The 12,192-nt window shown below is 71.1% G+C and carries 9 protein-coding genes; 7 read left to right on the forward strand and 2 right to left on the reverse strand.

Annotation, left to right across the window (positions count from 1 at the left end; all coding sequences use genetic code 11):
- Positions 1–62 precede the first annotated feature (62 nt).
- The 7 genes from ACIRB1_RS21410 to ACIRB1_RS21440 all read left to right on the forward strand — a co-directional run bounded on the left by ACIRB1_RS21410 (position 63) and on the right by ACIRB1_RS21440 (position 10,060).
- Complete coding sequence (locus ACIRB1_RS21410; protein WP_403466590.1) at positions 63–815, forward strand: alpha/beta fold hydrolase; 753 nt, start codon at positions 63–65, stop codon at positions 813–815.
- A 76-nt stretch (positions 816–891) separates the two neighbouring features.
- A complete protein-coding gene (locus ACIRB1_RS21415) occupies positions 892–1,890 on the forward strand; it encodes an endonuclease/exonuclease/phosphatase family protein (protein WP_403466591.1) in 999 nt (332 codons plus the stop codon).
- A gap of 26 nt (positions 1,891–1,916) precedes the next feature.
- Positions 1,917–3,944: an FUSC family protein gene (locus tag ACIRB1_RS21420; RefSeq protein WP_403466592.1), complete on the forward strand. Its 2,028-nt coding sequence runs from the start codon at positions 1,917–1,919 to the stop codon at positions 3,942–3,944.
- 261 nt (positions 3,945–4,205) lie between these two features.
- Positions 4,206–6,014, forward strand: a complete 1,809-nt coding sequence (locus ACIRB1_RS21425) for a VWA domain-containing protein (RefSeq protein WP_403466593.1) — start codon at positions 4,206–4,208, stop codon at positions 6,012–6,014.
- A gap of 188 nt (positions 6,015–6,202) precedes the next feature.
- Positions 6,203–7,930 (forward strand): methionine--tRNA ligase, encoded by a 1,728-nt coding sequence (gene metG / locus ACIRB1_RS21430; protein ID WP_352179972.1) that lies wholly within the window; start codon positions 6,203–6,205, stop codon positions 7,928–7,930.
- Between the two features lie 13 nt (positions 7,931–7,943).
- Positions 7,944–9,515 carry a methionine--tRNA ligase gene (gene metG / locus ACIRB1_RS21435; RefSeq protein WP_403466594.1) on the forward strand — a complete coding sequence of 524 codons (1,572 nt, stop codon included), beginning with the start codon at positions 7,944–7,946 and terminating at the stop codon, positions 9,513–9,515.
- A 68-nt stretch (positions 9,516–9,583) separates the two neighbouring features.
- On the forward strand, positions 9,584–10,060 hold the full coding sequence (locus ACIRB1_RS21440; RefSeq protein WP_403466595.1) for a hypothetical protein: 477 nt from the start codon (positions 9,584–9,586) through the stop codon (positions 10,058–10,060).
- A 159-nt stretch (positions 10,061–10,219) separates the two neighbouring features.
- On the opposite strand, the gene ACIRB1_RS21445 is transcribed toward ACIRB1_RS21440, so the two are convergent.
- Entirely contained in the window at positions 10,220–11,569 is a 1,350-nt protein-coding gene (locus tag ACIRB1_RS21445; RefSeq protein WP_403466596.1) for a polysaccharide lyase family 1 protein, read from the reverse strand.
- 154 nt (positions 11,570–11,723) lie between these two features.
- A complete protein-coding gene (locus ACIRB1_RS21450; protein ID WP_403466597.1) occupies positions 11,724–12,107 on the reverse strand; it encodes a hypothetical protein in 384 nt (127 codons plus the stop codon).
- Between the last annotated feature and the right edge of the window lie 85 nt (positions 12,108–12,192).

Genomic DNA, 12,192 nt, shown 5'->3' on the forward strand with positions numbered 1-12,192 from the left:
GATTGCACCGAGGGCAAAGATTTTATTGCACCGAGGAATCGCGCGGACCTAGGGTCGGTCACATGCCACCCCTTACGCCCATAGGTGCCCCACTTGTCCTCATTCACGGCCACCCCTTCGACCACACCATGTGGACCCCGCAGATCGAGGCGTTCTCCCCCGCCCGCCAGGTCGTCGCCCCCGACCTGCGCGGCTACGGCCGTACGCCGGCGGCCCCCGCCGTCACCCGGTTCTCCGACTTCGCGGCCGACATCGAGGCACTGCTCGACGACCTGGAGGTGGAGACGTTCGTGCTGGCCGGGCTGTCGATGGGCGGCCAGATCGCGATGGACTGCTACGGCCGGTTCGGCGAGCGCGTCCGGGGACTCGTCCTCGCCGACACCTTCCCGGCGGCGGACACCCCGGAAGCCGCCCGCACCCGCAACGCCACCGCCGACCGGCTCCTCCGCGAGGGCATGCGCGGGTACGCCGACGAGGTGATGGAGCGGATGGTGGCGCCGTACGCCGACCCGCGGGTCAAGGCGCACGTCCACCGCATGATGACGGGCACCGACCCCCGGTCCGCCGCTGCCGCCCTGCGCGCCCGCGCCCAACGCCCCGACTACGCCGACCTGTTGACGAAGGTGACCGTCCCGGCCCTGGTCGTCGTGGGCGCCGACGACACCTACACGCCGGTCGCCGACGCGGAGGCGATGCACGCGGCGCTTCCCGACTCCACGCTCCGGGTGATCGAGGGGGCGGCACATCTGCCGAACCTCGAACGCCCGGCGGAGTTCAACGAGATGCTGGGGGAGTTCCTGGTACGCGTGGGATAACCCCCGGAAGCCGTGGATGATCTCGGAACACGTGGGATGATTCGGACACCTGCTCCCAAGACCGGAAGGTCATCACTTGGGCACCGCGACGACCGAGTGGCTCGCCTCCGACTTCGTGCCCGAACGCCACCGAGCCCGCCGCTTCTGGCGCTGGTGCGCCGGGCTGCTGTTCACGGGCGTGAGCGTGGTCGTCGGCTGCCGCACCGCGGACACCGACGGCATCACCCCGGTCCCCCAACTCCTGGCGTTCCTGCCCTGGCTGCTGGTCCCGACCGGCTTCGGACTGCTCCTCGCCCTGTTCTCCCGCTGGCGGCTCGGCCTGGTCTGGGGTGTCGCGCTGCTGGGGCTGCTGGCCTGGTTCATCGAGCCGTACGGGAAGAGCGCCGAGCCGAGCGGGCCCGCGGTCACGGAGTTCCGGGTGCTGACGTCGAACGTCGAGTTCGGGCGGGGGACCGGGTCGCTGGTACCGGTGATCCGGCGGGAGCGGCCCGACGTGGTGTTCGTCGAGGAGTGCGAGTACACCTGCCAGGCCACCCTGCGGCGGGACTTCGGCACCGGGTTCCCCTACCGGCAGGCGGTGGCGGCGGCCGGGTCGCACGGGTCGGTCATCCTCAGCCGCTTCCCGCTCAAGGGCACGCGGGGCGTCACCGGCACGATGGGCATGCCCGGCGCGGTCGCGGACGTGAGCGGCCACCCCGTGCGGCTCCAACTCGCCCACCCCATGCCGCCGTTGCCCCGCCAGGTCGCCCTGTGGCAGCGCGAACTGGGACGGCTCCGCGCCTTCGCCGCCGCCGACCCCACCACCCCCACCGTCCTCGCCGGTGACTTCAACTCCTCCCAGGACCACGCGGCCTTCCGCCGCATCCTGGACACCGGTCTGCGCGACGGCGCCCGCATGGCCGGCCACGACCGCACCCCGAGCTGGCCCGAGCGCTGGGCCCCCACCTTCGGCACCCAGATCGACCACGTCCTGCTGTCCCCGGACTTCTCCACGAACAGCGCCCGCTTCCTCGACCTCGCCCACACCGACCACCGCGCGCTACTGGTCGACATCACACTTCACCAGCACGGATAAGCGGAGGGGCCGCCCATAATGGGCGTATGTCCCGCGAGTTTCCCATCGGCCTCACACCCCCCGACTGGCTGGTGAGGAACCTCCAACCCCAGCAAGCCCCCCTCAACCGGCCGGCCGTCGCCCGCGCCGCCGTGGCGATGGCCCTTCCCCTCACCATCGGCCTGGCCCTCGGGCAGCCCGCCTACGGCGCCCTCGCCTCCATGGGCGCCCTCTCCGGCGTCATCGGCGACACCGCCGACGCGTACCGCATGCGCATCCTCAACATCGCGATCCCCCAGCTCTTCGGCGCGATCGGCGTCACCCTCGGCGCGGCGGCCTACGGCCACGGCTGGTGGGCGGTGGCCGCGCTCACCGGCATCGCGCTCGTCTCCGGGATGATCTCGACGATCGGCGCGGTGGCCTCCGTGGCCGGCCTGCTGCTGCTCCTCAACGCGGTGATCGGCGCCGGCCTCCCGCTCCCCGGCGCCTGGTGGGTGGCTCCCGCCCTGATGTCCGGCGGCGGCCTCCTCGTCCTCCTGCTCGCCCTGCTGGCCTGGCCGCTGCGCTCCGGAATCCCGGAACGTGCGGCGGTCGCCAACACCTACCGCACCGTCGCCGACCTCCTCGCGACCTGCGGCGACGACCCCACCGCCGGCTACGACGCGGCCCGCCGGGCCGTCACCCAGTCCCTCAACCAGTCCTACGACCTCGTCCTCGCCCGGCGCGCCCGCCACCACGGCAACAGCCCCGAACTCACCCGCCTGCTGGCCCAGTTGAACGCCATCACCCCGGTCGTCGAGGCGGCCCCGGCCGTCCACCAGTCCGGCCGGCCGCTCCCCCCGCAGATCCGCGACACGGTCCGCCACCTCGCCCACGCCGTGGAGACCGGCTACACCGGCCCGATAGGCCTCGACCTCCCCACCCCCACCGGCAAGACGACCCGCGCGGTCGACCACGCCCTGCGCCACGCGGCCGAGGTGGTGACGGCCCCGGACGTGGACCCGGGAGGCATCGACGACCGCCTCGGCCGCCCGGCCGCCCTCCGCATCCGCGCCGCCAGGGCCGCCCGCAACGTCCTGCTGTCCTCCGGCTCCTGGCGCTACGGCCTCCGCCTCGCCGTCTGCATCGGCCTCGCCCAGATCCTCGTCTCGACGGTCCCCGTGGCCCGCTCCTACTGGGTCGCCCTGACCATCACCTTCGTCCTGAAGCCCGACTTCGGCTCGGTCTTCTCCCGGGCCCTGCTGCGCGCACTCGGCACGGTGGTGGGCCTGGTCATCGCGGCGGCGGTGCTGTCGGCGGTCTCACGCGGCTGGTGGGACGTCCTGGTGCTGCTCCTCCTGGCCCCGCTGATCCCGGCCCTCACACCCCGGGGCTACGGCTACCAGACGGCCGCGATCACCCCGGTGATCCTCCTCCTCTCCGACATCCTCAACCACCAGGGCACGGCCCTGCTCCTCCCCCGCCTGGTGGACTCCCTGATCGGCTGCGGGATCGCGCTGGTCGCCGGCTACCTCCTCTGGCCGGAGAGCTGGCACACCCGGGTGGGGGACCGGCTGGCCGAGGCGGTGGCGGACACGGCGACGTACGTGGAGTCGGCGTTCGGCACGGCCGCTCCCTTGTCCGCGGGGGGTGTGGTCGCGGGGGGTGTCCTCGGGGAGGGTCTCGTCTCGGAGGGTGTCGTCGCGAAGGCGGAGGCCGACCCGGCGGCCCGTGCGCGTATGCGGCGCCGCCTCTACCGCGACCTCTCCGTCATCCGTACGGAGTTCCAGCGCGCCCTGACCGAACCCCCGCCCACCGGCCGCCTCGCCGCGGGCTGGCTGCCGCTGGTCGTCGCCGTGGAGCGGATCGTCGACGCGACGACGGCGGCGAGGGTACGGGTGAAACACGGGGCGCCTGAGCCGTCACCGGCCGAGGTGACCCAAGTGGCGCGTCAGCTGCGGGAGTTGGCGGAGGGCGTACGGCAGTCGGAGGTGCTGGTGGAGGTCCGCACGGAGCTGACGGGCCCGGCGGAGAGTGTGCTGGAACCGCTGCGGCAGGAGGTGGCGGCGGCACGGGCGATCGCGTCGCCGCACTGAGACGCGGGGGAGTTGAGTACCGGCCACGGGGGCCGCGTCGGGATGAACGGCGGGTGAACGGGTCGGCGGGGGAACAGTCGTCCGCGGCGGTGAACACGCCGGTGAACGGGTGAGCGAAGTGGCCCTCGAAACACGAGGTGTTGACGGACGGCGTCTCACGCGCCCCGACCCTGCCTAAGATCGCCGTCTGAGGCCGCTAACCTTACGTGTCCGTCCTGGCCAGGGATTGACGGGCTTCAACTCACGCGAAGGGTTGCGCACATGGGCATTCTCACTCTCCTGCGGAACGCATTCGGCAGGTCACGCAAGGAGCGTGCCGCCGAAGCAGAGGGTGCGGAACGCACTCCTTCGCACGAGCCACCGACCACCACGGAACCGGACGCCAAGGTCCCGTCCCCGTCCACCGAACCCGACCTCACGTCGACACCGACCCCCTCACCTGCGGTAACGGTCCCGGAACCCCGCCCGGCCTCCCCCCTGGAGGACGACGACGAACACGACCTCGTCGCAGCGGCCTTCGACAACGTGACCGTCCCGAAGCCGGCGACGTCCGTCGAGGGGGCGGAGGGTAGCGGGATCGGCGACGAGGCCGCGCCGAAGCCGGTTGCGGAGGTCACGGCGGAGCCGGTGACCGAGCCGGAGCCGATTGCCGAGGCAGAGGTGACGCCGATTGCCGAGGCCGAGCCGGTCGCCGGGGTTGAGGTGACGCCGGAGGCCGAGGCCGAGCCGGTCGCCGAGGTTGAGGTGACGCCGGAGGCCGAGGCCGAGCCGGTCGCCGAGGTTGAGGCGGTTGTCACGGAGCCGGTCACTGAGCCGAAGGCAGAGGAAGAGGCCGAGCCTACGGCTGAGGTGACGCCGGAGGTTGTGTCCGCGCCGGTCGCCGAGACCGAGCCGGAGGTGACGCCGGTCGCCGAGGTGACGCCCGAGCCGGTGGCCGAGGTCTCGGCGGAGCCGGAGGCTGAGCCTGCGGCTGAGGTGACGCCGGAGGTTGTATCCGCGCCGGTCGCCGAGACCGAGCCCGAGGTGGCACCGGTTGCCGAGGTCGCGGCGGAGCCGGTTGCTGAGCCTGCGGCTGAGGTGACACCCGAGCCGGTCGCGGAGACCGAGCCCGAGGTGACGCCGGTTGCCGAGCCGGAAGCTGAGGTCACGCCCGAGCCGGTCGCCGAGACCGAGCCCGAGGTGACGCCGGTCGCGGCGGAGCCGAAGGCTGAAGCCGAGCCGGAGGCTGCGGCTGCGGCTGCGGTTGAGGCGGAGCCGGTTGCCGAGAGTGAGCCGGAACCCGTCGCGGAGCCCACCCCCGTCCTCGCACCCGTCGCGGCAGCCGACGCAGTCACGGCCGCGGCCGCCGACGGCGAGTCCGCCCCACAGGGGCCACCCGCACCCGACGACGAGACCGTCACGGGCGGTGCGGGTGGGGAAACCGTCGCGGCCGGAGGCGTAGCCGAGGCCGTGGGCCGGGATTCCGCCGCCGCCGCTCTCGCCAAGGCGAACCTCACCGGTACCCGAGCGAAGCTCTACCTCGTCCTCGACCGCTCCGCGAGCATGCGCCCGTACTACAAGGACGGTTCCGCCCAGGCCCTCGCCGACCAGACCCTCGCCCTGGCGACCCACCTGGACCCCGACCCCACCCCCACCGTCCACGTCGTCTTCTTCTCCACCGAAGTCGACGGCACGACAGACCTCACCCCCACCTCCCCCGAGAACGCGATCGACGCGGCCCACGCCGGCCTCGGCCGCATGGGCCGCACCAGCTACCACGCCGCCGTAGAAGCCGTACTCACGCACTACGACAAGAACGCCACCCCCGGCACCCCCGCCCTCGTCGTCTTCCAGACGGACGGCGCCCCGGACGCGAAGACCCCGGCGACCCAGTCCCTCACCGACGCCGCGAAGTCGCACGCCTCCGTGTTCTTCTCGTTCGTCGCGTTCGGCGACCACGACAACAAGGCCTTCGACTACCTCCGCAAGCTGAAGACCGACAACACGGCCTTCTTCCACGCGGGCCCGACCCCCCTGGAGCTCACGGACGCGGAGCTCTACGACGGCGTACTGATCGACTGGCGCCCGTAAGCACGACGCACCACCCGGCCGTACCTCGCAGCACCTCGCAGCACCCCGCAGTATCCGCAGGCCCTGTGCCGCCCGCTTCTCACCCCGTAAAACGGGAGGCGGGCGGCACACCCATGTCGGCTACGATTTCAAGGTTCGCAAGCACGACCAGAAGCCACACCGACAGACCGACCTGGGAGCAGCCCCCGATGGCTCGACACCTCATCACCAGCGCCCTTCCGTACATCAACGGAATCAAGCACCTGGGCAACATGGTGGGGTCCATGCTCCCGGCGGACGTGTACGCCCGCTACCTCCGCCAGCGCGGCCACGAGGTCCTGTACATCTGCGCGACGGACGAGCACGGCACCCCGGCGGAACTGGCCGCCAAGGAGCAGGGCCTCCCCGTGGCGGAGTTCTGCGCGCAGGCGCACGACGCGCAGAAGGCGGTCTACGACGGCTTCGCGCTGGCCTTCGACTACTTCGGCCGCAGCTCGTCCCCGCAGAACCGCGAGATCACCCAGCACTTCGCCCGCCGCCTGAACGAGAACGGCTTCATCGAAGAGCGCGCGATCCGCCAGGTGTACTCGCCCACGGACGGCCGGTTCCTCCCGGACCGCTATGTCGAGGGCACGTGCCCCCACTGCGGCTACGACAAGGCCCGCGGCGACCAGTGCGAGAACTGCACCCGCGTCCTGGACCCGACCGACCTGATCAACCCGCGCTCGGCGATCTCCGGCTCCACGGACCTGGAGGTGAGGGAGACCAAGCACCTCTTCCTCCTCCAGTCGAAGCTCCAGCACGAGGTCGAGGAGTGGGTCGCGGCCCACGAGGAGGAGTGGCCGCAGCTGGCGTCCTCGATCGCCCGCAAGTGGCTCACCGAGGGCCTGCACGACCGCGCGATCACCCGCGACCTGGACTGGGGCGTCCCGGTCCCGGCCGACACCTGGCCGGAGCTGGCGGCGGAGGGCAAGGTCTTCTACGTCTGGTTCGACGCCCCGATCGAGTACATCGGCGCGACGAAGGAATGGTCGGACGCGGCGCCCGCCGGTGAGACGCGGGACTGGAAGTCCTGGTGGTACGAGAGCGACGCAACCGTCCGCTACACGGAGTTCATGGCGAAGGACAACGTCCCGTTCCACACGGTGATGTTCCCGGCCACCGAGCTGGGCATCCGCGAGCCGTGGAAGAAGGTCGACTACGTCAAGGCCTTCAACTGGCTGACGTACTACGGCGGCAAGTTCTCCACGTCCCAGAAGCGCGGTGTCTTCACCGACCAGGCCCTGGACATCCTCCCGGCGGACTACTGGCGCTACTTCCTCATCGCCAACGCCCCCGAGTCCGACGACTCGTCGTTCACCTGGGAGCACTTCACCGCGACGGTGAACAAGGACCTGGCGGACACCCTGGGCAACTTCGTCAACCGCGTCCTGTCGTTCTCGAAGAAGCGCTTCGGCGAGGAGGTCCCGGCGGGCACGGAGGCCGGGCCCGCGGAGGCGAAGCTGGGCGAGGAGATCGCCGGTCTGCTCGCCGAGTACGAGACCCAGATGGAGGCCCTCCAGTTCCGCAAGGCCGCGGCGGCGCTGCGCGCCCTGTGGTCGGCGGGCAACTCCTACCTGGAGGAGAAGGCCCCCTGGCTGGAGATCAAGACCGACCCGGAGGCCGCCGCCCTCACGCTGCGTACGGCGATGAACCTGATCCACCTCTACGCGGTGGTGTCGGAACCCTTCATCCCGTCGTCGTCCGCGGCGATGCGCGCGGCGTTCGCGCTCCCCGAGGACACCGCGACCTGGGTGTCCGCGGACGAGGCCCGCGCCCTGTCGAGCGTCCCCGCCGGCACCCCCTTCACGGTTCCCCCGGTCCTCTTCGCGAAGCTCACGGACGAGGACCTGGAGACGTACAAGGAGCGGTTCGGCGGCGACCAGGTCCAGGCCTGACGACGGCGACCCGATGACGTACTACGTCACCACCCCGATCTACTACGTCAACGACGCCCCGCACCTCGGCCACGCCTACACCACCGTGGCCGCGGACGTCCTCGCCCGCTGGCACCGCCGGCGCGGCGAGGACGTCTGGTTCCTCACGGGCACGGACGAGCACGGCCAGAAGATCCTGCGGACGGCGGAGGCGCACGGCGTGCCCCCGCAGGAGTGGGCGGACCGTCTGGTCGAGGAGTCCTGGAAGCCGCTCTGGTCCCATCTCGCCATCGCGAACGACGACTTCATCCGCACGACGGAGCGCCGGCACACGGACCGCGTCCAGGAGTTCGTGCAGGATCTGCACGACAAGGGCGAGATCTACAAGGGTGGTTACGAGGGCCCGTACTGCGTGTACTGCGAGGAGTACAAGCTCCCGGGCGAGCTGATCGAGGCCGAGGACGGCACCCCGCTGTGCGCCATCCACCGCCGCCCGGTGGAACTCCTCAAGGAGGAGAACTACTTCTTCCGGCTGAGCGAGTACGGCGACCGTCTCCTCGCCCACTACGACGCCCACCCCGACTTCATCCAGCCCGCCTCCGCCCGCAACGAGGTCGTGAACTTCGTCCGCCAGGGCCTCCAGGACCTCTCGATCTCCCGCTCGACCTTCGACTGGGGCGTCAAGGTCCCCTGGGACGAGTCGCATGTGATCTACGTGTGGGTCGACGCGCTGCTCAACTACGCGACCGCCGTGGGCTACAACGAGAACCCGGAGAAGTTCGGCGCGACCTTCCCCGCCGACGTCCACCTCGTCGGCAAGGACATCCTCCGCTTCCACGCGGTGATCTGGCCGGCGATGCTGATGGCCAACGGCCTGCCGCTGCCGGGCCGGATCGCCGCCAACGGCTGGCTGCTGGTGGGCGGCGAGAAGATGTCCAAGTCGAACCTGACCGGCATCGGCCCGAAGACCCTGACCGCGCACTTCGGCGTGGACGCCTACCGCTGGTACTTCCTGCGCGCGATCGCCTTCGGCCAGGACGGCTCCTTCTCCTGGGAGGACTTCACCGCCCGCTACACCAGCGAACTCGCCAACGGCTACGGCAACCTGGCGTCCCGGGTGACCGCGATGACCGCCCGCTACTTCGACGGTGTCCTGCCCGCCCCGGGGGAGGAGACCGAGCCGGAGCGCGCCCTCAAGTCGGCTCTGCTGAAAGCGGCTTCGGAAGCCGACCGGCGTATCGGCGACCAACTCGACTTCCAGGGCGGCATCCTGGCCGTCTTCGACTTCATCCGCCAGGTCAACGGCTATCTAACCGACCAGGAACCCTGGAAGACCGCCACGTCCGACTCCCCCGAGGCACGCACCCGCCTGGCCACGGTCCTCTACACGGCCGCCGATTCCCTCCGCGCGATCGCCGTCCTCCTGGAACCCGTCATGCCGGAGACCTCGGGCCGCCTGTGGGACTCCCTCGGCGCCTCGGCCTCCCTCGGCCCGCTGCGCGACCAGCGGATCGGACAGGCCGCGGACTGGCGTCGACTCCCGCCCGGCTCCCCGGTGTCGAAGGGCGCCGCTCTCTTCCCACGCCTGGCCGACCGTACGGAATGAGTCCTGGGCGCAGTCTCGCTGACCGACCCCGTCGCAGACAGGTCGGCGCGAACCCGTAGGGTTCCGCCATGGCAGTCCCCGAGGTCATCCCGATCGCCTACGAGCCGAACCAACGCAGCGGTGCCGTCGGCCGCTACGCGGACGGCCAGTTCCTGGCGTCGGTCACCTACGCGTTTCCCCAAGGCTTCCGCCCCGACGACGGCTGGGAAGAGCAGAAACGTCTCTACACGGTGCTCCACACCTTCGACCCCGCGGGCCGGTACCGCGACTCGGAGATCTGGTGCGCCGGCACGTGGGCGCAGCAGCAGAGCGCCCCGGACGGCGACGGTTCGGTCCTCTCGCAGGCCCGTATCCACCTGGCGAAACTGCTCCGCGCCCTCCCTCGCCGCAGCTACACCAACATCGCGATCCGCCCTTTCCAACGCACCGTCGACGGCGTCCTGTTCGGCCTGCTGGTCGAGGAGGACGAGGAGGGCGGCTGGGCCGAGCTGTATCCGGACCGGCACGCCTTCGGACCGCCGTGGGACGGCACGTACGACACCTGAGCGGCCGGCCGAGTCCCCTCCCGCCCCAGGCGCAGGGGACTCGTATGGGCAACTCACGGACGGCCGGCAGGAGATGGAGGGCCGCGGCGGTCGTGGCCGCGGCCCTGGGCGGGCGCGGGCTGCTCTGGCTGCTCTGAGGCAACAGCCCTTCGCGGCGGGCTAGTTCAGGACGCCTGCCCCGGTCGTGGTCGCCAGCTCTGTCGGCAGGTTCTTGGCGGAGGTCTCCAGGCCCGCGGTGAGGGTCGGGGTCCAGTTCACGGTCGTCTTCAGCTTCTTGGAGTGGGCGGCGTTGTAGGCGGCGACGAGGTCGGTGGCGGTGCCGTTGACGAGGTTGCCGCCCCCGGCGATCGACCCGGTGCCGTCCCCGCTGAACAGCTTGCTCGTCTTCTGGCCCGCGGGAATCCTCCAGTAGTTGTCCTCGGCGACGACCTGCGCCTTGGCGCGCGAGTTGACGCTGTACTGGAGGACGTACCCGTTGAGGCCGGTGGTGTCGTAGAAGTTGTTGTAGAGGTGGATCTGCCCGATCCGGGCCAGCGGCGCCCGCTGCACGATGCCCTTCCACACGTTGTGGTGGATGGAGACGCGGAGCTTGCCGACGCTGTCGGAGTCGCTGGCGCCGATGAGCATCGTCTTGTCGTGGTTGGTGAACTGGTTGCGCTCGACGGTCACCAGGTCCGAGCCCTTGGTGATGTCGAGGTCGCCGTCGTGGATCTGGTACTGGCGGCCGTAGTAGGTGGGGTCGGCGGTGTCGAGTCCGGGCGCGTCGGTGAACGTGTTGTGGTCGGCCCACACGTGCGTGGCGCCGCGCAGGGTGACGGCGTCGTACTGCGAGTTCCAGTTGCCGCTGTCCCCGTCCGTCGGGTCCCACTGCGGGAAGCAGTCCTGGGTGGCGGCGAAGGTCAGGTTCCGCACGATGACGTTGTCGACGCTCTGAATCTGGAGCGTGCCGCCGGTGATCCCGGCGTGCGTGCCGGGCACGCCCACGACGGTCGTGTTGGCCGGCACCCGGAACACGATGTTCTTTGCCTGCTTGGCCTGCGCGGCGGCCCGCGCGGTCTCCTGCTTCCCCGAGGGCAGCTTGGAGGTTCCGTACGTGGCCGGGTCGAAGGCCTTGAGATACGCGGCCAGCGCGTACCCGGTCCCGGCCGAGTAGGTGGCGCAGCTCAGCTTCTTGCCCGAGTCGTCGGTGTTGGCGTCGATCGTCCCCTTGATCCTGACGATCCGCGGGGTGGTGTCACTGGCGGACCCCAACGCCTTCACGAGCTGCGCCCGCGTACTCACGGTGAAGGTGTGCGCGGCATCGGCCTTCGCCCCACCGGTCGTCCCGGCCCCGGACGACGCCCAGCCGTCCTTCGCGGCAAGGGTCTGGTGGGCGAGATCGACGGAGGTACCGGCCGCGTTGGCGTTCAGCACGAGAAAGCCGGCGCCGACACCCGCGACGACCGAGGCGGCGGTGACGACGATGCTGCGGCGCGTGCGAAGTGAACGGCGGTGGGAGGGGGTTGCCACGGGGGAGTCCTTAACTGCTGTGTGCGGTGAGGGGGTTACGACTCCTCAGTAGCCGTGGGGATCGAGAAGGTTGCCGTCGGTCCGTGGATTTTTTCGTCCGCGCGACCTGCCCCGGCCGGCGTGGGCCGGAGCGTCGCTCACCCTCTGGCCGCGCCTACGCCGCCGAGTCCGCCAGCGCCGGCCGGCCCTCCAGCGCCGCCCGCGCCGCGGCGACATGCGCGAGCCCCTCCTTCGCCGCCCGGGTCGCCTCCGCGTACTCCGCCGCCGTGTGGGCCTCGGAGAGGCGGGTGCCGGCGGTGCGGTGGCATTCCGCGGCGGCGGTCAGGGCTCGGGTGGCTGTTTCGCCGGCGCCCGACCAGAGGCGTGCCTCGGGGACCGACAGGCTCGCGCCGAGGCGCAGTACCCAGCCGCTGGCCTCGGCCTCCGCGTCCAGGTCGGAGACGTCGGACCGGTCCCGGACCCGGTGCGAGCGACGCTGCATGGCGACGGCGAACGCCGCCCCGGCGATCAACAGCAGTGCGAGCACGACGTATCCCATCGCTGCCTCCAGGCCTTCACATGGCACGGGCCGGTCGGTTCCGGCCCCGTACGTCCATGACACGCCCTGCCTCTGTGCAGGCACA

It is taken from the genome of Streptomyces sp. NPDC096013, assembly GCF_044763565.1.
Lineage (GTDB): Bacteria > Actinomycetota > Actinomycetes > Streptomycetales > Streptomycetaceae > Streptomyces.

What these genes read in the sequence shown, in the direction of transcription:
- ACIRB1_RS21410 (WP_403466590.1), top strand. Translation starts at nt 63, where the DNA reads ATGCCACCCCTTACGCCCATAGGTGCCCCACTTGTCCTCATTCACGGC.
- ACIRB1_RS21420 (WP_403466592.1), top strand. Translation starts at nt 1,917, where the DNA reads ATGTCCCGCGAGTTTCCCATCGGCCTCACACCCCCCGACTGGCTGGTG.
- ACIRB1_RS21425 (WP_403466593.1), top strand. Translation starts at nt 4,206, where the DNA reads ATGGGCATTCTCACTCTCCTGCGGAACGCATTCGGCAGGTCACGCAAG.
- metG (WP_352179972.1), top strand. Translation starts at nt 6,203, where the DNA reads ATGGCTCGACACCTCATCACCAGCGCCCTTCCGTACATCAACGGAATC.
- metG (WP_403466594.1), top strand. Translation starts at nt 7,944, where the DNA reads ATGACGTACTACGTCACCACCCCGATCTACTACGTCAACGACGCCCCG.
- ACIRB1_RS21440 (WP_403466595.1), top strand. Translation starts at nt 9,584, where the DNA reads ATGGCAGTCCCCGAGGTCATCCCGATCGCCTACGAGCCGAACCAACGC.
- ACIRB1_RS21450 (WP_403466597.1), bottom strand. Translation starts at nt 12,107, where the DNA reads ATGGGATACGTCGTGCTCGCACTGCTGTTGATCGCCGGGGCGGCGTTC.